This is a genomic window from Enterocloster citroniae (assembly GCF_040545455.1).
In the GTDB taxonomy this organism is placed as follows: Bacteria; Bacillota; Clostridia; order Lachnospirales; family Lachnospiraceae; genus Enterocloster; species Enterocloster citroniae.
The window spans coordinates 42663-63630 of sequence record NZ_JBEPLZ010000024.1; the positions used below are offsets into that span (position 1 = coordinate 42663).

A 20968-nucleotide genomic window follows, 5' to 3' on the forward strand; every position below is an offset into this window, starting at 1 on the left:
GCTGGCCTTTTTAATAGAGTATCAAAAAATAGAAACGGCTATATGTGAAAGGACAGAGAGGGGAATTTAAATGTTTAAGATTTTTTTGAGCCGGACAGTAAGCCCTGGTGTAGGTATCAGTCTGCCGGCTACAATCGAAGAAATAAGAGAAGCCTATTCTCTTCTGAATGGAACAGATACAGTTCCGTTGGAAACAGCTACCGCCTATGTGGAATCGTCCATTCCAAATCTGCGCCATTACCTGTATGAGGTCCCGGTGACAGAAAAAAGATTGGAGGAACTGAACTACCTGGCCTATCGTGTGAAATGGATGGACAGCCAGGATGAGGCGGTATTCGGAACCGTGATTGAGATGATGAAACCGGAGACACTCCAAGATATAATCAATCTTTCCTGCAACATGGATAAATTCAGATATCTGCCGGGGGTGACAACGGAAGTAAAATTAGGGGAACATCTGCTGAAGGGAAATGCTGATATGGCTATGGAGGAGCAGGCAGCCAGATCTAATTATGAAGGGATTGGAAAAGATTATATAAAAAAACACGGTGGTATGTTTCATGCATTTGGCTATACCAGCGGGAGTCAGGAAGAACTGGAGCCCATCTATAGAGGGAAGGAGTTACCGGATCCGAATTATAAGCAGACTTGTAGTTTTAAAGTATGGGTCTATAAAGGGAATCCCTATGATAACTATACATTGACCCTTCCGGCAACCGAAAGCAAAATGGATGCGCTTAAGAGCGCTATGGGAATTTCAAACTGGAGCAAATGTAAACAGTTAGCCATCCAGTGCAGAGTGCCAACGCTGTGGGATTGGCTGCCGGAGTATGGTTCCATAGAGGAGCTGAATGATTTGGTGACTGAGTATTGTCAGAGCATGGAGAATCAGCAGGCGCCAGTATTGGAGATGTAAATGAAAAGGTCATCGAATAAAAAATCCAGGTCAGCCAGATTAGAAAATGGCTGGCCTTTTTAAATAGATTATAAAAAATGAAGGAGGAGTTTCATGCAGATCACAAACGATGAGTTACGCAGAATGACAAATCAGGAGGGACTGATTCTCCAGGGCTGCGGAGGAGATGTGCAGGAGTGGATAGACGGAATCAACGAAATGTTTACACAGGAAGGCATTTTATTGGAAGGGACAGAGTTTAAACATGTGAAGTCATTTTGTCATGAGGGATTGACCAACCTGCTGTTTCCGTTTGAGGATGTGAACCTCGATCTTGGAAAGCTGGCGATATGGAGAATTAAGAGCCATGAGACGTTTGGAGGCACTTGGCTGTCTGATTATGTTCTGAATCGGTTGGGAGGTTTTCTGGACGAGGCGCCGACACAAAAGACGGGGAAGATCCAGCAGCCGGGAGAGCATCCATCTCATCCTGCATGGGAAGGCGAGGAAGCTGGCTTGAGCGGGATGTCAATGAAACAGTGAATGGGTGGTTAGTTAATCGGAATCTACACAGTCAATACACCAAAGAAGGATGGTGATCAAGAAGTGAAAGATTATAAAGTGAACACAGCCATAACCTTCCATACTGGATTTGATGACAGGGAGTGTAACTGCCTGATGTACGAAGGGATGAAGGAAAAGATTAAACATGATATCCAGACCGCATTATTAAATGATGAAAGCCTTAAGGGATATATCACCAGCGATCTGACGCTGCGGTTTCTGGACGGCTACAAGGTAAGGGTGGAGTATGAGTTTTCCTGTTACGATGACAATGAACAGGAAGCGGAAGGGTTTTCCAATTACTGCGTAAAGGGAGTTCAGAGCGGATTGGAAGAACTGGGATACCGTATGGAAAGTATCAGTTCAAAAGCAGAAGAGATGGATATGGGGTGGCTGGATGAATTGGAATCCATGGTATTCCGTTAGAGAGAAGAGCTGGGAATTTAATCAGCCGGACTTTGATAGGAACGTGTTGACGGCTGGTGAGACCGTGGAACCGCAGTTATGTCTTTTTAAATAAGGGCATAGCTGCTTTTTTTATGTCAAAATTCCACTGATTTGAAAGAAAGGACTGAGAATCATGACTGTAAGATTTATGAAAGGGACGTCAATCGCAGAGCTGGAGCGGGAAATGCAGCAGGTGCCGGGGTTCAGACCGCGAAAAAGCGGAATCATCCGGAGCCGGCAGGCTGGAGAGACAGCGGGGATTGGAAGCTGCCGGTATGTCAATGTGTGGAGAGCAGAAAAAGAACAGGGCATGGACGGCCATCTGTATACCGCAGCAGATCAGGAAATGCCTCCCGCATTCTATCAGATTTTACTCAGACTGTTGGCGGAGGAGCTGCCGGGATCGGCCCTGACGGTCCGGGTAGGGAAGCTACGGGAGGAAGGGGAGAAAGGGATTATGTTTTTTAAAAGTGGGGAACACAGGCGGCGGTTTCGTGCGCTCATGCGCTGTGGTTTATATCCGGGGCTTGTGACGGAACCGGGATTCGCCGCCGCCGTGTTTTTGTTGAGCAGCGAGGAGAGGCTTTGGGAAAAGGCCGGGTCTTTTGTGCAGGAGAGCTCGATTGACTACAGCCGATTCCGCCTTCGCGGGGCTGATTTGGACAGTTATGCAACATTCTGTGTGGCAAAGGAATTATGTACTGGAAAACCTTATGTGTCTTTATCGGAATTAGGGGATCCGGAACTGTTCCATGACGGGCTGCTGCGTCTGATTATCCATGCGGTCTTAATCAGCCGGCATGGAATAGGGACTGTCTTAAATGAGGAGGAAGTGGAATGTTAGAAATCCGGATTGGCTATGGGGATATGGTTTCAGAGCTGATGAGAATTCCTATGTCGGCTTCAGACTTTAAGGCTGTCAAAAAGATACTGGACGAGGGGAAAGCCGGGAATCAGCCGGTGACGGTCCGTTCTCTGATTTCCCCGGTTCAGCCGCTGTCAGAGATGGTTACAGGGATGGATTACGGAGATGAGACGAGGCAAAAGGAACTGGACTTCCTGGATTCGCGGTTGCGGCATATGACAAGGAAAGAGCAGGACATTTTTTCTGTGGCACTTAAATTGGAAACGCCCGGAACGCTGAAGGAGATCATCAATCTTTCCTATAACCTGGATTCCTATGATCTGTTGGAGGATATCAGTGATCCGGGGCGAACTGCGGCGGAGTTGTTACGCAGAGGGAAACAGATTGAGATACCAGAGATACTGTACCCCATGCTGGATTTTGAACGCATCCGGGATTCCTACTTTGCAGACCACAAAGGTGATTACTGCCCAAGTGGCCTTGTTTTAAAGCGTGAGGATACTGTTGATACAGAAGTGTATCAGAACTACCTTCCGGATCCGGGATATGATAAAAATTCGCTATTTCTGCTTCATCTGCGCCGCCCCTCGCAAAATGGAATGGTAAACGTTTCTCTGGCAATCCCGGCAGATAAAGAACAAATGGAACTGGCCAAAAAGGAACTGGGGATACAGGAGTTTTCCGAATGTCAATGGAATCAGTACGGCGGACCGCTTGATGAGCTGCGTCATTATCTTCCGGTAGGGAGTAAGGTAGAAGAACTGAACCGGTTTGCCTGGTTTTTAAAAGATAAGGTGATGGACGGCACGGAGCAGATCGTGGAGAAGCTGAAAGCGGTGTTAACCGCGGAATGCCCCCGCAGCCTGGATGAGGCCATGGATGTTTTAAGCGACCTGGATCATTATCAGGTCCTTTCAGAATTTAGGACACCAGAAGACTATGCCAGATGGCGGATGAAGGATGACGGTTCACTTTATGTTTCCCGGTTTTGTGAAACATATCTGGACTGGAACAGCCTGGGAAAGGCGCTGATGAAACGGGATGGAACCAGATGGTCGGAACAGGGAACCGTGCTGCGTGATGAGTGGCATTGCAATGAACTGTGCGAGAACGCTTCCGTTATCAGACTGTACAGTCCGCTGTTGGCAGAACTGGTGGATGAGGATGAGTATTCCTCATCACTCTCTTCCGTTGGGTTGATATCTTATGAGGATGATATTCTGGACGCGATTGCCGCAGATGATATCTTAAAAACAGAAAAAGGATTAGCAGATTACCTGGACAATCAGCTTTTAAAGCAAAGGGTAATCAGTATGCGCCCAACCGTGGAGCGATATCAGTATAATCTCTGGGGCGTGCTGGAAATCAAGAGCCATGGGGAGCTGAATCCGGAGGAGTTAGAGGTCCTCAAACGGGAATGGGCCGGACAAGCATGTGATGGCTGGGGAGAATGTTTTTCACAGGAAGGCATCGAGTGTGAGTCAGACTGTGATCTGTATGTCTATTTTGGCCATTCTAAATTCCGCGTACAGACGGAACAGGAACTGAAGGGGATTGTCCCGGAGCAGGAACTGACAGGCATGGAGGGGATGGGCGGCATCTCATAAAAAGAGGGGAAGGAGCCAGCCGACAGCTGTGAAACGAGAAATCTGAAAGAGGAGGTGAGGGAGATTGATGCATTATGAACGTGTCCGCAGCGATTTGCAGCAGGCAGAAAGGACTATTAGCATGGCATTGAGATCAAATATAGATTCAGAGACAGAAAAGAGAGCGCTGGAGGAAGCGCTCAATCTGGTACAGCAGGCAACTGAGAGATGCCTTTTGGCGCAGGCCGAGTCCATCCGGGAAACATTTTCACAGGGAATGAACATGGAGTGAGCCATGCAGGAGGACGGTGAAAAAAGAGGAGGATGAGAGAAGTGAATCAATCTATGCAGGTATGGATTTATGCCTGTAAGTTTGCAAATGATCCTGCCTATCAGGGAAGTGCCTTGTCTCTGCCGGCCCACCAGGAGGCGGTGAGGGATGCGTTTCAGAGGGCAAGGTTAATGGAAGGGGAGCCTTATCATTTGGAGCGCGGCCGGGGCTGGCCGGGATTTATCGAATCGGTTCTGGACCGATACAATCATACGCTGGAAGAATTGAATCTGTTAGTCTATAAGCTGGTGCAGATGACTGAGAAGCAGATCGAGGTTTATGAAGGTATTCTAAAGGCTCTTCCGGAACGAAACATGAAGCAGGTTATCAATGGTCTGTATAACCTGGAGCGGTTTGAGTTCCTCCCGGGGATCCGATGTGACAATGACATCGGGGAAATGACCATTGACAATGATCTGGATCCGATTTTAAAGGATTTACCGGGAGATATTTACCCGCTTTTAGATACCGAAAAGGTTGGGGCTTATATAAGGGAAAAGGAAAACGGCGTATTCACATCGAGGGGCTACTGTTACCGTGTTTCAGACCAGTGGCAGGAAGTCTATGACGGGAAGCAACTTCCGAAACAGGTGGAGCATCATCCATCCCAGTTTTCTCTGTACCTTGTTCCAAAGGGAACAGAACCGGAGGATTTAGGCGTTGGGGCCTGGCTGGAAATTCCATATGATGAAGCATCAAAACCCCGGGTATTAGAGAATCTGGGACTGGAATCATTCAAACAATGCAGGATTGCCAAAGTGTACACCGCGGCTCCGCTGTTTGAGCAGTTAGCATGGCGAGACCATGGCATAGACCGGTGGAACGAGTTCGCCAGGAAACTGTCCTCGATGACAGAGAAAGAACTGCTGAAGTACAAGGCGGTAGCTGAGTATGAGAGGTGTTCCAGTTTAGAGCAGGCTGCCAGGCTGACAGATAGGTTGGACGAGTATGCGTTTGATCCGGTACAGGTGACCTACGCTACTTACGGCAGGGAATGTCTGGAGCAGATGGGAGCGGACCTGGAGGCACAGGCGTTCCGGAGATTTGATTTTGAAGGCTATGGGAAAGAGCTGTATGCCCAGACCGGAAGGAAGCTCACGGCCTATGGGGCGGTCTCAAAGGAGCCTGGACTGGAGGAGGTTCAGGCGCAGGACCATTCCATGATGACGCAGGGAATTGGATAGAGGAGGTGAAGAAGTATCAACAGTTTTATATCCTGGGTGGGAGGCAAAAAGGCGCTGCGGAACACGGTGTATGAATTGTCCCCGGCCAGTTTTGAACGCTATATTGAGGTGTTTGGAGGCGGAGGCTGGGTGCTGTTCGGGAGACCGCCGGATCCGAAGGTGATGGAGGTCTATAATGATTTCAATTCCAACCTGACCAATTTATATGCCTGTGTGAAGAACCACACCATGGAGTTTTTACGCCAGTTGGGATTCCTGCCTTTAAACGGAAGGGACGAATTCCTTGTGCTGCGAAGGTTTTTAGAGGGACAGGAGTTTGCAGGAACTTTTCTTGCACAGGAACTGGAGCTGGCAAGGCATAACCTGCCGCCTCTGGAGTTTGAGGAACTGCGTTCCCTCCTTCTGAAACGCGCAGAGCCGGGGGATGTCCAGAGGGCGGCGGCATTTTACAAAGTAATCCGGTACAGTTATGGAAGCGGCTGTACATCTTTTGGCTGCCAGCCCTTTGATGTGAGAAAGACCTTCCACCTGATCTGGCAGGCGGCGGACCGTCTGGCGAATACGGTCATCGAGAATAAAGACTTTGAGGCGCTCATCCGGCAGTACGACCGGGATAACGCCTTTCTTTATTGCGATCCGCCTTATTTTATGACGGAGGACCACTATGAGGTGGATTTCCCAAGGCAGGACCATATGAGGCTTCGGGAAACCCTGGCAGGCTGTCAGGGAAAATGGATGGTCAGCTATAACGATTGCGACTATATCCGGGGGCTGTACGAGGGCTGCCACATCACGGCGGTCAGCCGGATCAATAACCTGGCCCAGCGCTATGACCGGGGGTGTGAATTCCCGGAGGTGATTATTACCAACTATGATCCCCAGGAGCAGAAGAAGTGGGGCAACCAGCAGATGGACTTGTTTTCTGCCGGGCTGTTGGGAGGTGAGACGGAAGATGGAGGGGGATGAAAAGCTCTGGTGGGCAAAGCGCCGGCTGGAGGAACAGACAGAAGGAAAACAGCGCCTGATCACCGGGACCGGGGGATATCTCTTGGTGAAGGTGGATGACAGCTGCCTGGCAGCCTGTTATTTTGCCATGGTCAGGCATCAGAAAACAGGGCGGTATCATGCGGATGTAAAGGGCTATCTGCGGACATTCAGCGGGTACTGCAATGGAACACGGCTGGAGCAGCTATCAGAGGAAATAAGCGGACTGGCGGCGCTTGTGAAGGAACTGGAGACCGCACAGCTTAGCGTGAGTGAGGAGGAACTTCAGGAATTCATCCGGGAGTTAGAACAGCCGGATAAGACAGCAGAAGGAGAGGAAAGGGAGGCGTAATGAGAAACGTGAAAATAAATGGGAGAGTGGCGGAGGATGGAAGCATCATCCTGCCGCCAGGAGTATTGGAGAGTATGTGCCTGAATCCAGGGAATCTGGTAGCACTGGAGTTTGCCCCCACCAGTCCGGTAAAAGAGGCTAACGGTTATGGACCGCGGTTTCAGGTGGAAACGGGTATCTGTGAGGCGGATATCATTGCCGATGAGGAGGAAGCAGCACTGGTAGTTCCTCATGATTTACTGAACGATGCTCATATTCCCATGGATGCAGGGCTGGTGGTACAGACGATTCCGGGGGCGATCTTAATCGGTGATACGGATCCCATGGCGGCGGTCCAGGCGCCGCTTCTGGAGATCTTGTCCCTGTTTGGGATATCCGAGGAGGAAGCGTACAAGACAATCGAAGAAGGAGGTTACTACGATGAATAAGCCGGTATATAAGGTGATGGACAGTAAGGGAAGGGTGTTGATTCCGAGGGAACTGCGTCTGGCGGCCGGTATGTGCGGCGGGGATATCCTGGCCCTTCAGCTCCAGGAAGGGAAGGTATCCGTGCGTAAGGTGGAAATCGTGGAGGTGGGGGACCAGTCACCGGAAGCGGTGGAGGCATATGTCCGCGCAGCTATTAAAACTATGCCGGATGCGGTTCGGTTAAGCTTGATTTCAGACCTGTCCGGGCTGGTCCGGGAGAAGGAGGGGAGCCATGTCGGATGATCGAATTTTTACAGACAGGGATTGTGTGGAGATAGGAAGCGGCTGCTCTTTGAAAGGAAAGGTGGTTGTTTTAAAAGAATCTGCACTGGAGGCTGGCTTTGTCCGGCCGCTTTATTACTGCACAGGCGGGAATGGTGCCAATGCGAATGCCTTGGGAAAGCCTGTGTTTCTGGTGAACTTAAAGAATGGTGAATTTGAACGCTGCGCCCGGGATCATGTGCTTGGTGTGTTAAAGCCGGAACTTTTGCCGGATGAGGAGAAGCTTCAGCTCTCCCAGATCCGCCCCCTCGATGCCCTACCGTTGGAGAACCATGAACCCCAGTATAGCGGATACAGTTTCCTGGAGGATGGAAGGTATGCGGCCGGGGTGTGGCTCTGCAATGAAAAGGAAGCCATGGAATATGTGGAAATGCAGAAGCTCTATCAGCACCGGATCATGCTCTGTGACCGGAATGATTTCTGTGTCTGGGAGGTGCGGGATGGCAGGCAGGTTTACCCTACACAGGAGGCGTTAGATCAGATGCGCCAGGGATTGGAAGGTAGTCCGGGACCAATACAGATGTAAGAAGAGAATTACGATTTAGCCTACCGGGCGGCCCATGGTTTTGTCAGGTCTGCTGCATGTTCTGCCCTAATGTTTGTTGGTTTTTGTGAATCGCTTTCCGGCGTACAGCGTGGTATGGTGTTGAGCTGACACAATAGGTAAAGTAGGAAAGTGAGGGCAGCGGATGTCTAAATACGTGTACAAAATGAACCTTCCTCAGTACCGGTTTTACAACCACATGGTGGGGGATGGGGAGGAACGGAAAGAACTGATCAGTGACCTGCTGGCGGCGGAAATGATACTGGAGAGGGGAAATAAGAAGGAGCGCAGCCAGGCGTTAATAACGCTGGCAACCAAGAAAAATCGTCTGGCGGATTTCATTTACAGCCAGGAGGAGGACCGAAAACGCTGCCTGAAGGATCTGACGGGGCGGGACATGAAGCAGTTCCGGAAGCGCCTGGACCATTACCTGGATATGCTGCTCATGATCCCATTCTTTCAGGGGCAGTCCGAAAAGAAACGGCGATATGTGGATGAAAAGTCCGTCTCATCCATTCCCCCAGAGCAGAGAAGCCGCCGCTTTCAATACGACATGGAGAAGGGGAAATATTATACCGAATATGACTGTGTTCCTAAACTGCTGCTAATCAATGAGCAGCTCTATGAAGAATACGGTTACTATGAGATGACCGAAACAGACCGGGAGAACCTGGAACGACTGGTGGCAGATGATGTGCATTACATCATCAACATCCAGGGAAGCAGTGGCGGAGACTGTGCTTATCTGGTAGAGAAGGATGAGGAACTCTGCATTAAGATCCTGGATCGTCTGAAGGGGAGCAGGAAAATTTCCATGGAAAACATGGTCGGAAAGGCAGATGGTGTGGCTGCCGTATTCTTAAGTCTCCTGGACTATTTGCAGGAAATGGAACTGGCGGAGCAGAGATGGCGCAAGTATCTGGAAGATCATCCCAGGAAGTCGGAGTATGCGGGAAAGGCGATTCAAAGTCAGCGGTTTGTAGACAAAAATAGTATCAAGGTGTTCGATATGAAACAGGAAGGAGCAGCCCCGGATTCCATCGGAGCTGTTTATTTTTTAAGTAAGAAGAACAGCGGGAGAGGCGGATTTAGGAGGACGGGGTATGAAATGCTGCCTCATACCAGGAGAGGCCATTACCGGAAATACAAGAATGGGAAAACCATCTATGTGAAGGCAGCTATTATTCATAAGGAGAAGTATGAAGGGATCCAGTCGGCTCATCGGATGAATCAGCCAGGAGGGAAAAACAAGCTGGAACAGGAGGAAGAAGGAAACGCCTTTTCACAGGGCATGAGCCAGTAACTGGTATAAGGAGGAATTTGAGATGTGGCATGGATTTTGGGTCAGGGATGCACCTAGAGGAAATAGGAATGTCTGGGGAAGACGCTGCAGGCTCCAAAGATGAACAAAACAGACGAGGAAAGGAGTGGAAGCCCTATGCGTGGAATTCGAGTGGAACAGGGGCGGATTATGTACTTCGGAAATCCGGCCGGCTACATTGCCGGCAGCCAGGCGGTGGTGGATCCAATTTTTAAGGGGAAAGAGCTGGAGACCTATCTGGAACGGCAGGGAGGGATAGAAGAGGTGGTGTGGAAAGGCGGTGTGTATGACCGATTGATGAATGGCCAGGCCGAGATACAGGGAGGAGACCCCTTAAAGAACTGCCGGATCTGGCAGTTGAAACCGGATGTCAATATCTATATGAAATTCATTGGATATGAAATGCTGGTTGAGAAATTTGGAGAACCGGAACCGGATAATTACCGCATGGTGTATGACGGTGAAATTGAAACCAATGAGATGGAGCGGATTTTTGAGAAATTTAATAGTGAGCAGGAGGTGCCGGGATATATGGGACACTCCCTTTCCGTGTCGGACGTCATTGAGTTATACGATGAGGGATCCAGTGAATTTTATTACGTGGACTATACGGACTTTAAACCGGTTGCGTTTGGAGGACCGGAGCCGTCCCATTCCCAAACGCTTCAGCTGTAATAAAGGAAACCAGGCAGCGAAGACTGCCTTTTATTATGTAAGGAGGAGCAATTCATGAAAGCAAGATTTGAGCATATGAAACATGCGGCGGAACAGAAGATGTGGAAGGTACGGTTTGTCCTTATGGGCCGTTCCGGAGAAAATTTCATTGATAGTGCCATCAAAATTCTGATGGCTGTTGTGATCGGCGCTTTGCTGCTGGCAGGTCTGTACGCATTATTCTCTGAAAATGTGTTACCCACTTTATCCCGGCGTATTACCGAGATGTTCAACTATGCAGGCTAACAGAAAACACAGAAAGAAAAAGAAAGAAGGAGGAACATTATATGCCTACTGTAGACGTAAGAATTACATCCATGTACCCGCCAGGAGAAGCGGGGAGTATCCGGGGGTATGCATCCGCCACGGTCGACAGTTGTATTGGAATCCGGGGGATCAAAGTAGTGGATGGAGGGGAGCGTGGACTCTTTGTTTCCATGCCCAGCCGGAAGACAACGGAAGGATATAAAGAAGTGTGTTTCCCGGTAACGGCAGAGTTTAGGGAACAGCTTCACAATGCAGTGTTATCGGCCTACCAGCAGGCGTTGGAACAGTCTGTAGCCCCGCAGACAGGCGCTCCCCAGCAGGAAACACCAGAACAGGCCGGGGAACAGCCGGGTTTGCAGATGTAGGATGCAGGGAGCCCTGTTTATTGTTCTGCTGCTGGCCGCCTCCTTTGTGGATCTGAAGCGGCGGGAGATACCGGACTGGGTGAGCGGCGGCATAGCCGCCCTCTCCCTCCTGCATATTCGGCCGGAATGTCTTTTGGGGATCATCCCGGCACTGTTTTTCCTGGCGGCGGCGGTAAGAGGGGGAATTGGCGGTGGAGATGTGAAACTGGCGGCAGCCTGCGGCCTTGTGCTGGGGCTGCAGCATGCCATGATGGGAACCATGCTGGGGCTGCTGCTCCAGCTTCTGTTTCATCTGTGCGCAAGGTGTGTGCTGCCGCTTTTTAAAAGGCCGGTGTGGTCTTCATATCCAATGGCTCCATTTCTGGCCATTGGATATGCGGTTGCTTATTATGTTTAGAAGGAGTAGGAAAATGAAGAAAAGAGTGCTGAGTTTGTTTGTATTGATTGGCTGTATGAGTGTTCTCGGCCTTCGGTTCAGGAAAAGGGCAGACCGTTTGCAGTGAGGTAAGGAGAATCAATATGGCAATGGAGAGAGCAATACACAAAATATCCGATGCAGTTGGATTTCGTAGGGGTCAAGGGTAGAAGGAAGGGAGACAAAGATGAATTTCTTTAAGAACAGAACCGTGATTGGCTTGCTATGCATTGTACTGTCCCTGGTAATCTGCTTTGCAATCACGCCGATGTTTAACCGGACAATCAGTGAGAAAACAGAGATTGTCCGGGTTACCAAAAATATCCGGATTGGGGATGAGATTACAAAGGACATGGTGAAATCGGTTGAGGTGGGAGCCTATAACCTGCCGGAGTCCGTTGTGCGTAATATCGATGAAGTGGTTGGAAAGTATGCATCGGCGGATATGGCACCGGGTGACTATATCATTTGTTCCAAGGTGGCGGAGGAGCCAGCAGCGGAGAATGCCTATCTTTATAACCTAAACGGGGAAAAGCAGGCTATTTCCGTCAGTGTGAAAGCGTTTGCCAATGGGTTGTCCGGAAAGCTGATCAGCGGGGATATTGTATCTGTGATTGCGCCGGATTATAGGAAACAGGGATCAACGGTGATACCGCCGGAGCTTCAGTATGTGGAGGTTATTGCGGTTACAGCAAATAGCGGATATGACGCCAATACAGGAGAACGGGGCGATGAGGAGACGGAGAAAGAACTGCCGGGAACCGTGACCCTTCTGGTTACACCGGAGCAGGGAAAGGTCTTGGCAGAACTGGAAGCGGATGGGAAGCTGCATTTATCTCTGGTATACCGGGGAACAAAGGAAAATGCCCGGAAGTTTGTGGAAGCCCAGAGAATCATGCTGGAAGAACTATATCCACCAGAGGGAGAAGAAACGGAAGGGAACACGGAGGGGGAAAGCAAAACAGCAGGAACAGAAGCAGTAGAAAAAGTCGATGAAGAAACAATTCAGGGAAGGGAGCCGGAGTCAACCGCAGGAAGTGAGAGCGGGGTGGAATAAATGCTGAATTTCAAAAAGGGGAGTATTTTCGACCGTTCGGCAAAGGCGCAGGAGGATTTCATGGATGAGCCAGGGAATCAGGTCCTGGCGGTCTGGGGGAGCCCGGGAAGCGGGAAATCCACAGTGGCTGTGAAGCTGGCAAAGTACCTGGCCGGAAAGAAGCGGAACGTGATCCTCCTAACCTGCGATATGACAGCTCCCATGCTGCCCTGTATCTGTCCTCCGGCGGACTTAGAATGTGAACAATCCCTGGGAAGTGTGCTGGCGGCCGCCCAGGTGACGCAATCCCTGGTCCGTCATAACCTGATTACCCATAAAAAGTACGACTACCTGACTATGATGGGAATGCTACGGGGAGAGAATGAATATACCTATCCGCCTTATAATGCCAAGCAGGCAACGGAGTTGATTGCGTGTCTCCGGGAAATAGCTCCTTATGTGATTATTGACTGTGGAAGCTACATTGCCAATGATATTCTGTCTGCCATTGCGCTGATGGAGTCCGATGCGGTTCTCCGCCTGGTAAACTGTGACTTGAAGAGTATCAGCTACCTTTCCAGCCAGCTTCCTCTGCTGCGGGACAACAAATGGGATGCGGAAAAACAGTATAAAGTAGCCAGCAACATCAAACCCAATGAGGCCAGCGAACATGTGGAGCAGGTGCTTGGAAGTGTGACGTTTAAGCTGCCTTATTGCGCGGAACTGGCGGCGCAGAGTCTAGCCGGGGATCTTCTGGCGGATTTATCTTTGCGGGAGAGCAAAGGGTTCCGAAAGGTGATTGAGGCAATCAGCAGGGAGGTGTTTGGATGTTAGGGGAAAAGCGCTCCGGGGATATATTGGGGCCGGGACCGAAGCGGGAAACTGGTGGACAGGCGGCAATGGCAGGAGTGGCCGGCAATGAACAGGAAGTAGAACTGCAGAAATATAGCGATTCCGAGGGGCTTAATGTACGAACTGAGGATGAATCAGCACAGAGAGGAGAAAGAGAAGCCGCTGTGCCGGAAAAGCAGCCTGTTTTGGAAAAACTGAGTTTAGAAGAGATCAGTAGAACAGAAGAAGAGGACGAAGAGCGGCGGCTTTTTCAAGAATCGCAGGTTCCTCGCGCCCACAACCTGTTCTTTTCTCCGCAGGGAGAAGGCCGGGAATTTACGGATGTTTTAAAAGAAGTGCAGGAGTACATTTCCAGTAAATATTCTACGCTGATCATCGACCAGGGGAGCGGGGATGTCAAGGATCAGATTAAGCGCTATATCACCAAGTATGTGCAAGACTACCGGATCGCAGTAAAGGGGATGGACCGTCAGGAACTGGTGGATACCATTTATACTGAGATGGCGGAGTTTTCCTTCCTCACCAAGTACGTGTTTGGGACAGGGATTGAGGAGATCGACAGTGCGACACGTTCCTAGCTGAAAAGGTTAGGCACTAAACGTAAGAATGTAACAAAGTTCGGTTTAGGAGAACTGATAATCCGATAGGTGGAATGATAGGGGAACGCCTTGAAACGCCTGCCTAAAACTGCGAATGGCATGATTGTGATTAAGCACAAGATTGTCATAAAGCTCGCTGAAGTCGCCTGTATGCACTTGCTAAGGTCAAAAAGGATACAGCAAAACCAAGCCAGAGGTGGCTGGGAGTGATAGGGCGGGGTCTATAAAATACCTATGGTTAGAATTCTACTGTAAAAAGGCAGTAGACGGCGAACCTTTGAGTGTACGGGTCTAAATCTCTAAACAGTCTAACGGCTGTGCTTGCAGAATGCAAGGTCTGTGAGGATTAGTAAAACTTGTTGATATGAAACTCCTTACACCGTTACAGGCGGTGTCAAAGCAGACAGGCTTAAAGAAGGAACCTAAGGGTATATATGTAAAGATAGGATTATCGGAACGTGGTAAGTCAGCAACGTGGAGGGCTTAATCCCTATGAAGCGTTAGCAGGGAAAACATTTTGTATAACCTGCTTTTATGTTGATGAAAGTAGTGGCACAGTACCGATGAAGCCGTGATAATAAGCGGTGGAGGGATAGCCACAAGTCAGTATTTACAGTAAAACACAACTTACAAACAGTTATGAAACTGCATAAGGTTCGAGTATGACTAAGAGAGGCAGGATTTCCGCAATTAAGGAAGTGAAAGCCGACTTATGGCAACTAGAAAATCAAGGAAGAAACAGCGATTGAGAAACAATGAGTATTATGATACTCAGGCGATTTATGATGAACTGTATTCCAAAGCAAAAGAAAATCGGAGATTTACAAATCTATATGACCTGATTGTAAGCAGAGAAAATATATTGCTTGCATATCGTAACATCAAAAAGAATAAAGGCAGTAAGACCAAGGGAGTCAATGCTACTACGATTCTGGATATTGGAAAAGACAATCCGGAGAGGTTAATCTCATATGTGCGAAATAGAATGTCAAATTTTCAACCAATGCCAGTTCGTAGGGTAGAAATTCCAAAAGATAATGGGAAAGTACGACCACTGGGGATTCCGACCATGGAAGACCGGCTGATACAACAATGTATTAAGCAGGTTCTTGAGCCGATTTGTGAAGCCAAATTTTATAAACATAGTTATGGCTTCCGTCCGAATCGGAGCACTCATCATGCCATTGCCAGAGTGTTGGCACTGACCAACCGGCATAACTTTCAGTATGTAGTAGATATTGATATTAAAGGATTTTTCGATAATGTCAATCATGGGAAACTCATGAAACAGTTATGGAGCCTGGGGATTCAGGATAAACAATTGTTATGTATTATATCCAAGATGCTAAAGACTGAAATTAAAGGAATAGGGGTTCCACAAAAAGGGGTCCCGCAAGGCGGAATTCTCAGTCCATTATTATCTAATGTCGTTCTTAATGAGTTAGACTGGTGGATTGCAAGCCAGTGGGAGAACCATAAAACCCACCACTCATATAAAAATCCGACAAGAAAATATGAGTTGTTGAGAAGGGGTAATTTAAAAGAAGTATTTATCGTCAGATATGCCGATGATTTTAAGTTACTCTGTAAAGATAGAAAAACTGCCGAAAAGATGTTTGCAGCCACAAAACAGTGGCTTGAAGAAAGACTGGGCTTAGAAATCAGCCCGGAAAAGTCCAAGATAGTAAATTTAAGAAAACGATATTCTGAATTTTTAGGATTTAAGTTGAAGCTTTGGAAGAAAGGTCAGAAATATGTGGTCAAATCCCACATGACAAAGAAAAGCAAAGAAAAATGCAAGAAAGAATTAAAACAGAAAATCAAAGTATTACAACATGATGCTATCGGTGCACGGGTACAGCAGTTTAATGCTACTGTACTGGGGTTGCATGGGTATTATAAGATAGCCAGTCATATCAGTAAAGACTTTGCAGAAATCGCTTTTCATGTCAATAAGAGCCTTTATTGCAGAACGAAATGTATACGAAGTAAACGAGGTAATAAAAGCAGGGCATATGAACGCTTTTATGGAAAGTGTAAGGTAAAGCCCCTATTTATACAGCGGGTGGCACTTTATCCAATCCATTACGTGCAGACAACTCCACCGGTATGTTTTTCGCAGGATATATGCAATTACACGGTGAACGGCAGGGAGAAAATCCATAAATATCTGCAAAATTTCAGTTATGATACATTGCAATATATCATGAAGAATCCTGTTCAGAACCAAAGTCTGGAATACAATGATAACCGGATATCACTTTACGTTGGACAACGTGGAAGGTGTTTTATTACAGGAGAAAAACTGAAAATATCAGATATGGAAGTACATCATAAAACCATGCGTTCGGAGGGAGGCACAGATGCATATAAAAATCTGGTGTTTGTTACTGGAGCAGTGCATAAGCTGATTCATACAAAAGAAGTAGAAACCTTTGAAAAATACCTTGAATTGTTGAAACGAAAATCAATAGACTTCGTGAAGCTGAATAACTTGAGACGTTTAGTTGGAAATTGTGAGATTAGTGAGAATAAGTAAATATTGATGGAACGCCGTGTGAAATGAAAGTTTCATGCACGGTGTGGAGTGGGGGAAAATCCGGAGATAACTTCAAAGGATTACCTATCACTATTCAACAGCTGGCGGGATATTGAAGTCCAGTATTCCGGAGGCGTCACGAAAAAACTGACCGAGCGCTTTGAGAGCCCTCAGCACGCAATCAATGTGATTCGCCGTATGCTCCACACGTCCGGTATGGTTCTGGACAATGCCAGCCCGGCTGTGCTGGGGCATTTATCCAAAAACATCCGAATCGCAGCCATGAAAACGCCGTTGGTGGATGAAGACGTAGGGATTGCAGCCTCTATCCGTATTGTAAATCCACAATCCATGAAACAGGAAGATTTTATAAACGGGGGAACCGCTACCCAGCCAATGATGGATTTTTTGACCGAGTGTCTGAGGTACGGGATCTCTATCTGTGTGGCAGGGGCGACAAGCTCCGGGAAGACAACGCTGCTTGGCTGGCTTTTGACAACCATACCGGATAACAAGCGGATTTACACCATTGAGAGTGGTTCCAGGGAGTTGGCGCTGGTGCGCGAGAAGGAAGGCGCGGTAACGAATTCCGTCATCCATACCCTGGCACGGGACAGTGAGAATGAGCGCCAGAGAGTGGATCAGATTGCCTTACTGGACATGGCGCTGCGGTTTAACCCGGATATCATTGTGGTGGGGGAAATGCGCGGGCCGGAGGCCAATGCAGCCCAGGAGGCGGCCAGGACCGGTGTGGCGGTGGTAACCACCATCCATTCCAACAGTTGTGAAGCCACATACCGGCGTATGGTGTCCCTGTGTAAACGGGCGGTGGACATGAGCGATGAGACCCTCCTATCCTATGTGACAGAGGCCTATCCAATCGTGGCATTCTGTAAGCAGCTGGAAAACCGGGAAAGGCGCCTGATGGAAATCCAGGAGTGTGAAATCCGCCCGGATGGAACCAGGAGCTACCGGCCGCTGTTCCAGTACAAGATCACGGAAAACCGGGTGGAAGACGGGAAATTCATCATTGAAGGCCACCATGAGCAGGTGCATGCCATATCGGACGGGCTGGCAAAACGGCTGTTGGAGAACGGGATGCCGGGTGAGACGCTGAAGAAGTTGAGGGGAGGTGTGAATGTATGACATTGATGCAGCTTTTAGCCTGTGCCGGTATGATAACCGGTGCTTTTTTAATTCTGGGCCTAAAACCGATGGAATTTATAGACGGTCTGTTTGGCTTTTTGATGCAAAAGCCCAGAACGTTAAAGGAGGAAATCAACGAGGCCACCAGCCGGAAGAAACCGGGGGTGTTTCGCCGGGAAATCCGTACGGCCCAGGAAATCCTGGCCATGACGGGCCGGGAAAGCCGTTTTTCCATGATCTGCGCAGCCAGCTTGTCCTTGTTCTGTGTTGGCGGCTCGCTGGCAATCCTGATGGGGAACTATTTTCTGGCCCCGGTTTTGGCGATGGGCTTCCTGTTCTTCCCTTTCTGGTATGTGCGCCTGACGGCCGGCCATTACAAGAAGAACGTGGCGGCGGAGCTGGAGACAGCCCTGTCCATCATTACTACAGCATATTTGAGGAACGAGGATATCCTGACCGCGGTGGAGGAAAACCTGCACTACTTAAATCCACCGGTCTGCAATGTGTTTCAGGAATTTTCAACCCAAGTGCGGATGGTGAATCCCGATGTGGAAGCCGGGCTGCAGGCACTGAGAGGGCGGATTGAAAACGATGTGTTTGAGGAGTGGTGCAATGCACTGTGCGACTGCCAGTATGACCGCAGCCTAAAAACCACACTAACGCCGATTGTGAGCAAGCTGTCAGATATGCGGATCGTAAATGCAGAGCTGGAGCTGTTGGTGACGGAACCCAGGAAGGAATTTATTACTATGGTGATCCTTGTCATTGGAAATATCCCGTTAATGTATTTCTTAAATCGCAGCTGGTACGAGACGATGATGTTTTCCTATATGGGACAGATCATCCTGGCGGGATCGGCGGCTCTTATCTTTATCAGCACGGCGTGTGTGATCCGTTTGACCAAGCCGCTGGAATACAGGAGGTGACGGGGATGATTGGATTACTGGTCTGCTTTGGCGGACTGCTGGCGGCCGGATTGTTTTTCCTGGCAGCGGATATGCTGCGTCTGCCGTATTTAAAGACGTCAAAGGCGATGATTAATACAGGAAGGGAAAACAGAAAGGCAGCAAAGAGTCTGGAAACGTACCTCCTTTCCCTGGCTGTGAAGCTGGCGCCTTATATTCATATGGATGATTATAAACGGGGGCGGCAGAAAAACATCTTAAAGGCCAGTGGGCTGAATATGGAACCGGAGGTGTATCAGGCCTATGTTATTTCCAAGGCGGGGCTTGTGCTGCTGGGCGTGATTCCCTGTCTGCTGGTTTTTCCACTTCTGGCTGTGATTGTCGTGGTTCTGGCGGTGATGGTGTATTTCAAGGAGCAGGAGCAGGCGGATGAGCTGCTGGCGAAGAAGAGGGGAGAGCTGGAGGGCGAGCTGCCCCGGTTTGTGTCAACCATTGAGCAAGAACTGAAGAACAGCCGGGATGTGCTGTCCATTGTGGAGAACTATAAAAAGAACGCGGGGGAAGAGTTTGCCAATGAATTGGAAATCCTGGCGGCGGATATGCGCTCTTCCAGCTACGAGGCAGCGCTTACCCGGTTTGAGGCCCGGATCAACTCCCCCATGCTCTCCGATGTGGTGCGGGGGCTGATCGGCGTACTACGGGGCGATGATGGTGCCATGTATTTTCAGATGCTGTCCCATGATTTCAAACAGATGGAGCTGCAGCGGCTGAAAAAGGAAGCCCAGAAGATCCCGCCCAAGATTCGGGTGTTCAGCTTCCTCATGCTGGTGTGTTTTATTATCACTTACCTGGCGATTATCGTATTTGAGATTCTAAAGTCCATGGGGAGTATGTTTTAGAAAAGAAAAAGACGGAGGCGCAAGGACATGAGCGGTGTTAAAAATCAGACAGGAATGGCAGAAAAAGAAGTTAAAAACAGGAGCGGGCAAAAATTATCGGGGACAGTGCGGGAGTTTTTGGAGAGACATCCCAAAGAACCGGTGTTTATGATGACGCCCGGCGGATATGTGTATCTGGTCCCGGAGCAGATTGGGAATCTTTTGGCGGGTGAAGCCGTCTCTGGAAGTCCGTACAGTTGGAGGGAATGCGTCCAGATCAAGGCGGAGGAACTTTTACAGCAGAAGGTGGAGTCAATGAACCATGCGGAGGGCACCTGGTATGTGTTGACGCGGTTAAATGAGCCAGAAGTGATTCCTGCCAGAACCAGTGAGGAGGGGATGGTGTGTCATATTTAAAGAAGATTCTTGCCGGCCGCGGCGGGGAAGGGTACATTGATGTGGCAGTTTTAATTTTGTGCGTGATGCTGGTTCTGGCTCTTTCCGTAAAGATTCTGCCGGTGTTTATAGCGAAACAGCAGCTGGATACTTTTGCGACAGAACTTTGCCGGGAGGCAGAGATTGCGGGCCGGATCGGGAGTGAGACGAACCGGAGGGCGGCTGTTCTCAGAGAAAAGACAGGACTTAATCCCGAGGTTCATTGGTCAACCAGTGGCCGGATTCAGCTCAATGAGGAAGTAACCGTGCAGCTGACCTGCCGCTATAATCTGGGATTGTTTGGAGGATTTGGTTCCTTCCCCATCACCCTCCGGGCTGCGGCAACCGGAAAGTCTGAGGTGTATTGGAAATGAAAAAATGGCTGGTGTGTTTGAAAGATCAACGTGGGACTGCGTTTCCCCTGGTAATCGCGGTGACTCTGGCCTGCCTTTTGATTCTGTGTGGAATCATGGAATTTTTCCGTCTGAGCCTGATTGCCTCTGGGGTGAAAGAAGCGCTGCAGGATGCAGTGGTTGTGGTGGTAAATGACAACTACGCCAATGTCTACCACGGAGTACGGGAGGGATACTCGGGAGGATATTATACGGAAGGATATGGTTTTGAGGAATCGGTGGATACAGGGGATATTTATTACCACCTGGATGAAACGCTGGGAACACGGCGGGAGGGAGGAACCCGGGTGAAATATACTGGAGGTGTCCTGGAGTATAAGATCTTCGGGCTGGATGTTACAATCCGCAATGCGCCCCTGGCGCCTTCAGACCCTGTAAATGCACAACGGTTTGAAGCAGATGCCGTGGTCTGGCTGGAGGTTCCGGTACAATTTGCAGGAAAGACATTTCCTCCTATGAAGATGAAACTTAAAGTACGGGCCGGGTATATTGAAGTATTCTGAAAAATAGGGGGGAAAGAGGGGGAAATGGGAAAAGTCACTGGACTTTTAGAGCGGGTTACGGTATGTTATGTCATACAA

The 20968-nt window shown here is 49.0% G+C and carries 25 protein-coding genes and 2 pseudogenes; all 27 read left to right on the forward strand.

The genetic code is table 11. The annotated features are described in order from the left end of the window. Window positions 1-70: 70 nt before the first annotated feature. The 27 genes and pseudogenes from ABID13_RS22955 to ABID13_RS23085 all read left to right on the forward strand — a co-directional run bounded on the left by ABID13_RS22955 (window position 71) and on the right by ABID13_RS23085 (window position 20890). The gene (locus ABID13_RS22955) at window positions 71-916 is read left to right on the forward strand and encodes a hypothetical protein (RefSeq protein WP_002571315.1); all 846 of its coding nucleotides are present in this window, start codon (window positions 71-73) and stop codon (window positions 914-916) included. Between the two features lie 93 nt (window positions 917-1009). Further along, window positions 1010-1438, forward strand: coding sequence for a hypothetical protein (locus ABID13_RS22960; RefSeq protein ID WP_048931114.1), 429 nt, complete (start codon window positions 1010-1012; stop codon window positions 1436-1438). Window positions 1439-1501: 63 nt separating this feature from the next. Continuing rightward, window positions 1502-1885: a hypothetical protein gene (locus ABID13_RS22965; protein ID WP_197092217.1), complete on the forward strand. Its 384-nt coding sequence runs from the start codon at window positions 1502-1504 to the stop codon at window positions 1883-1885. A gap of 154 nt (window positions 1886-2039) precedes the next feature. Then, window positions 2040-2750 (forward strand): hypothetical protein, encoded by a 711-nt coding sequence (locus ABID13_RS22970; protein WP_048931113.1) that lies wholly within the window; start codon window positions 2040-2042, stop codon window positions 2748-2750. Then, window positions 2744-4378, forward strand: a complete 1635-nt coding sequence (locus ABID13_RS22975; RefSeq protein ID WP_048931112.1) for a hypothetical protein — start codon at window positions 2744-2746, stop codon at window positions 4376-4378. Before ABID13_RS22970 ends, ABID13_RS22975 begins: the two co-directional genes overlap by 7 nt. Before the next feature lie 67 nt (window positions 4379-4445). Continuing rightward, window positions 4446-4649, forward strand: a complete 204-nt coding sequence (locus ABID13_RS22980) for a hypothetical protein (protein WP_048931111.1) — start codon at window positions 4446-4448, stop codon at window positions 4647-4649. A gap of 41 nt (window positions 4650-4690) precedes the next feature. Continuing rightward, window positions 4691-5872, forward strand: a complete 1182-nt coding sequence (locus ABID13_RS22985; RefSeq protein ID WP_048931110.1) for a hypothetical protein — start codon at window positions 4691-4693, stop codon at window positions 5870-5872. A 36-nt stretch (window positions 5873-5908) separates the two neighbouring features. Beyond that, on the forward strand, window positions 5909-6838 hold the full coding sequence (locus tag ABID13_RS22990) for a DNA adenine methylase (protein WP_045093709.1): 930 nt from the start codon (window positions 5909-5911) through the stop codon (window positions 6836-6838). After that, a complete protein-coding gene (locus ABID13_RS22995; RefSeq protein WP_045093708.1) occupies window positions 6825-7208 on the forward strand; it encodes a hypothetical protein in 384 nt (127 codons plus the stop codon). The genes ABID13_RS22990 and ABID13_RS22995 overlap by 14 nt, the downstream gene beginning before the upstream one ends. Continuing rightward, window positions 7208-7636, forward strand: a complete 429-nt coding sequence (locus ABID13_RS23000; protein WP_045093707.1) for a hypothetical protein — start codon at window positions 7208-7210, stop codon at window positions 7634-7636. Before ABID13_RS22995 ends, ABID13_RS23000 begins: the two co-directional genes overlap by 1 nt. Continuing rightward, on the forward strand, window positions 7629-7919 hold the full coding sequence (locus ABID13_RS23005; protein WP_045093706.1) for an AbrB/MazE/SpoVT family DNA-binding domain-containing protein: 291 nt from the start codon (window positions 7629-7631) through the stop codon (window positions 7917-7919). Before ABID13_RS23000 ends, ABID13_RS23005 begins: the two co-directional genes overlap by 8 nt. After that, window positions 7909-8484 (forward strand): hypothetical protein, encoded by a 576-nt coding sequence (locus tag ABID13_RS23010; RefSeq protein ID WP_045093705.1) that lies wholly within the window; start codon window positions 7909-7911, stop codon window positions 8482-8484. The genes ABID13_RS23005 and ABID13_RS23010 overlap by 11 nt, the downstream gene beginning before the upstream one ends. Before the next feature lie 163 nt (window positions 8485-8647). Next, complete coding sequence (locus tag ABID13_RS23015) at window positions 8648-9805, forward strand: hypothetical protein (RefSeq protein ID WP_117451828.1); 1158 nt, start codon at window positions 8648-8650, stop codon at window positions 9803-9805. A gap of 135 nt (window positions 9806-9940) precedes the next feature. Continuing rightward, window positions 9941-10498: a YodL domain-containing protein gene (locus ABID13_RS23020; protein WP_045093704.1), complete on the forward strand. Its 558-nt coding sequence runs from the start codon at window positions 9941-9943 to the stop codon at window positions 10496-10498. Window positions 10499-10597: 99 nt separating this feature from the next. Beyond that, window positions 10598-10783, forward strand: a complete 186-nt coding sequence (locus tag ABID13_RS23025; protein ID WP_416387864.1) for a DUF6133 family protein — start codon at window positions 10598-10600, stop codon at window positions 10781-10783. 41 nt (window positions 10784-10824) lie between these two features. Beyond that, window positions 10825-11169: a SpoVG family protein gene (locus ABID13_RS23030; protein WP_045093702.1), complete on the forward strand. Its 345-nt coding sequence runs from the start codon at window positions 10825-10827 to the stop codon at window positions 11167-11169. A 1-nt stretch (window position 11170) separates the two neighbouring features. Beyond that, window positions 11171-11566, forward strand: coding sequence for a prepilin peptidase (locus tag ABID13_RS23035; RefSeq protein ID WP_045093701.1), 396 nt, complete (start codon window positions 11171-11173; stop codon window positions 11564-11566). Between the two features lie 205 nt (window positions 11567-11771). Then, the gene (gene cpaB / locus ABID13_RS23040) at window positions 11772-12641 is read left to right on the forward strand and encodes a Flp pilus assembly protein CpaB (protein ID WP_045093700.1); all 870 of its coding nucleotides are present in this window, start codon (window positions 11772-11774) and stop codon (window positions 12639-12641) included. Beyond that, window positions 12642-13454 (forward strand): nucleotide-binding protein, encoded by an 813-nt coding sequence (locus ABID13_RS23045; protein ID WP_045093699.1) that lies wholly within the window; start codon window positions 12642-12644, stop codon window positions 13452-13454. Next, window positions 13448-14032 (forward strand): annotated as a pseudogene (locus tag ABID13_RS23050) (type II secretion system protein E); the annotation flags it as partial. The gene ABID13_RS23045 and the pseudogene ABID13_RS23050, both read left to right, overlap by 7 nt. Window positions 14033-14783: 751 nt before the next feature. Beyond that, complete coding sequence (gene ltrA, locus ABID13_RS23055; protein WP_048931109.1) at window positions 14784-16610, forward strand: group II intron reverse transcriptase/maturase; 1827 nt, start codon at window positions 14784-14786, stop codon at window positions 16608-16610. A gap of 96 nt (window positions 16611-16706) precedes the next feature. After that, window positions 16707-17756: pseudogene (locus tag ABID13_RS23060) on the forward strand (ATPase, T2SS/T4P/T4SS family); the annotation flags it as partial. After that, a complete protein-coding gene (locus tag ABID13_RS23065; RefSeq protein ID WP_048931108.1) occupies window positions 17753-18682 on the forward strand; it encodes a type II secretion system F family protein in 930 nt (309 codons plus the stop codon). The pseudogene ABID13_RS23060 and the gene ABID13_RS23065, both read left to right, overlap by 4 nt. Window positions 18683-18687: 5 nt before the next feature. Beyond that, a complete protein-coding gene (locus tag ABID13_RS23070) occupies window positions 18688-19560 on the forward strand; it encodes a type II secretion system F family protein (protein ID WP_045094360.1) in 873 nt (290 codons plus the stop codon). Window positions 19561-19587: 27 nt separating this feature from the next. Next, the gene (locus ABID13_RS23075) at window positions 19588-19956 is read left to right on the forward strand and encodes a hypothetical protein (RefSeq protein ID WP_048931107.1); all 369 of its coding nucleotides are present in this window, start codon (window positions 19588-19590) and stop codon (window positions 19954-19956) included. Beyond that, a complete protein-coding gene (locus tag ABID13_RS23080) occupies window positions 19944-20348 on the forward strand; it encodes a DUF4320 family protein (protein WP_045094358.1) in 405 nt (134 codons plus the stop codon). Before ABID13_RS23075 ends, ABID13_RS23080 begins: the two co-directional genes overlap by 13 nt. Beyond that, complete coding sequence (locus tag ABID13_RS23085) at window positions 20345-20890, forward strand: hypothetical protein (protein WP_045094357.1); 546 nt, start codon at window positions 20345-20347, stop codon at window positions 20888-20890. Before ABID13_RS23080 ends, ABID13_RS23085 begins: the two co-directional genes overlap by 4 nt. The last annotated feature ends 78 nt before the right edge of the window (window positions 20891-20968 follow it).

Coding starts and splice junctions, on each gene's coding strand:
- ABID13_RS22955 (WP_002571315.1), top strand. CDS start 71: ATGTTTAAGATTTTTTTGAGCCGGACAGTAAGCCCTGGTGTAGGTATC.
- ABID13_RS22960 (WP_048931114.1), top strand. CDS start 1,010: ATGCAGATCACAAACGATGAGTTACGCAGAATGACAAATCAGGAGGGA.
- ABID13_RS22970 (WP_048931113.1), top strand. CDS start 2,040: ATGACTGTAAGATTTATGAAAGGGACGTCAATCGCAGAGCTGGAGCGG.
- ABID13_RS22975 (WP_048931112.1), top strand. CDS start 2,744: ATGTTAGAAATCCGGATTGGCTATGGGGATATGGTTTCAGAGCTGATG.
- ABID13_RS22980 (WP_048931111.1), top strand. CDS start 4,446: ATGCATTATGAACGTGTCCGCAGCGATTTGCAGCAGGCAGAAAGGACT.
- ABID13_RS22995 (WP_045093708.1), top strand. CDS start 6,825: ATGGAGGGGGATGAAAAGCTCTGGTGGGCAAAGCGCCGGCTGGAGGAA.
- ABID13_RS23000 (WP_045093707.1), top strand. CDS start 7,208: ATGAGAAACGTGAAAATAAATGGGAGAGTGGCGGAGGATGGAAGCATC.
- ABID13_RS23005 (WP_045093706.1), top strand. CDS start 7,629: ATGAATAAGCCGGTATATAAGGTGATGGACAGTAAGGGAAGGGTGTTG.
- ABID13_RS23010 (WP_045093705.1), top strand. CDS start 7,909: ATGTCGGATGATCGAATTTTTACAGACAGGGATTGTGTGGAGATAGGA.
- ABID13_RS23015 (WP_117451828.1), top strand. CDS start 8,648: ATGTCTAAATACGTGTACAAAATGAACCTTCCTCAGTACCGGTTTTAC.
- ABID13_RS23020 (WP_045093704.1), top strand. CDS start 9,941: ATGCGTGGAATTCGAGTGGAACAGGGGCGGATTATGTACTTCGGAAAT.
- ABID13_RS23025 (WP_416387864.1), top strand. CDS start 10,598: ATGTGGAAGGTACGGTTTGTCCTTATGGGCCGTTCCGGAGAAAATTTC.
- ABID13_RS23030 (WP_045093702.1), top strand. CDS start 10,825: ATGCCTACTGTAGACGTAAGAATTACATCCATGTACCCGCCAGGAGAA.
- ABID13_RS23035 (WP_045093701.1), top strand. CDS start 11,171: ATGCAGGGAGCCCTGTTTATTGTTCTGCTGCTGGCCGCCTCCTTTGTG.
- cpaB (WP_045093700.1), top strand. CDS start 11,772: ATGAATTTCTTTAAGAACAGAACCGTGATTGGCTTGCTATGCATTGTA.
- ABID13_RS23045 (WP_045093699.1), top strand. CDS start 12,642: ATGCTGAATTTCAAAAAGGGGAGTATTTTCGACCGTTCGGCAAAGGCG.
- ltrA (WP_048931109.1), top strand. CDS start 14,784: ATGGCAACTAGAAAATCAAGGAAGAAACAGCGATTGAGAAACAATGAG.
- ABID13_RS23065 (WP_048931108.1), top strand. CDS start 17,753: ATGACATTGATGCAGCTTTTAGCCTGTGCCGGTATGATAACCGGTGCT.
- ABID13_RS23070 (WP_045094360.1), top strand. CDS start 18,688: ATGATTGGATTACTGGTCTGCTTTGGCGGACTGCTGGCGGCCGGATTG.
- ABID13_RS23075 (WP_048931107.1), top strand. CDS start 19,588: ATGAGCGGTGTTAAAAATCAGACAGGAATGGCAGAAAAAGAAGTTAAA.
- ABID13_RS23085 (WP_045094357.1), top strand. CDS start 20,345: ATGAAAAAATGGCTGGTGTGTTTGAAAGATCAACGTGGGACTGCGTTT.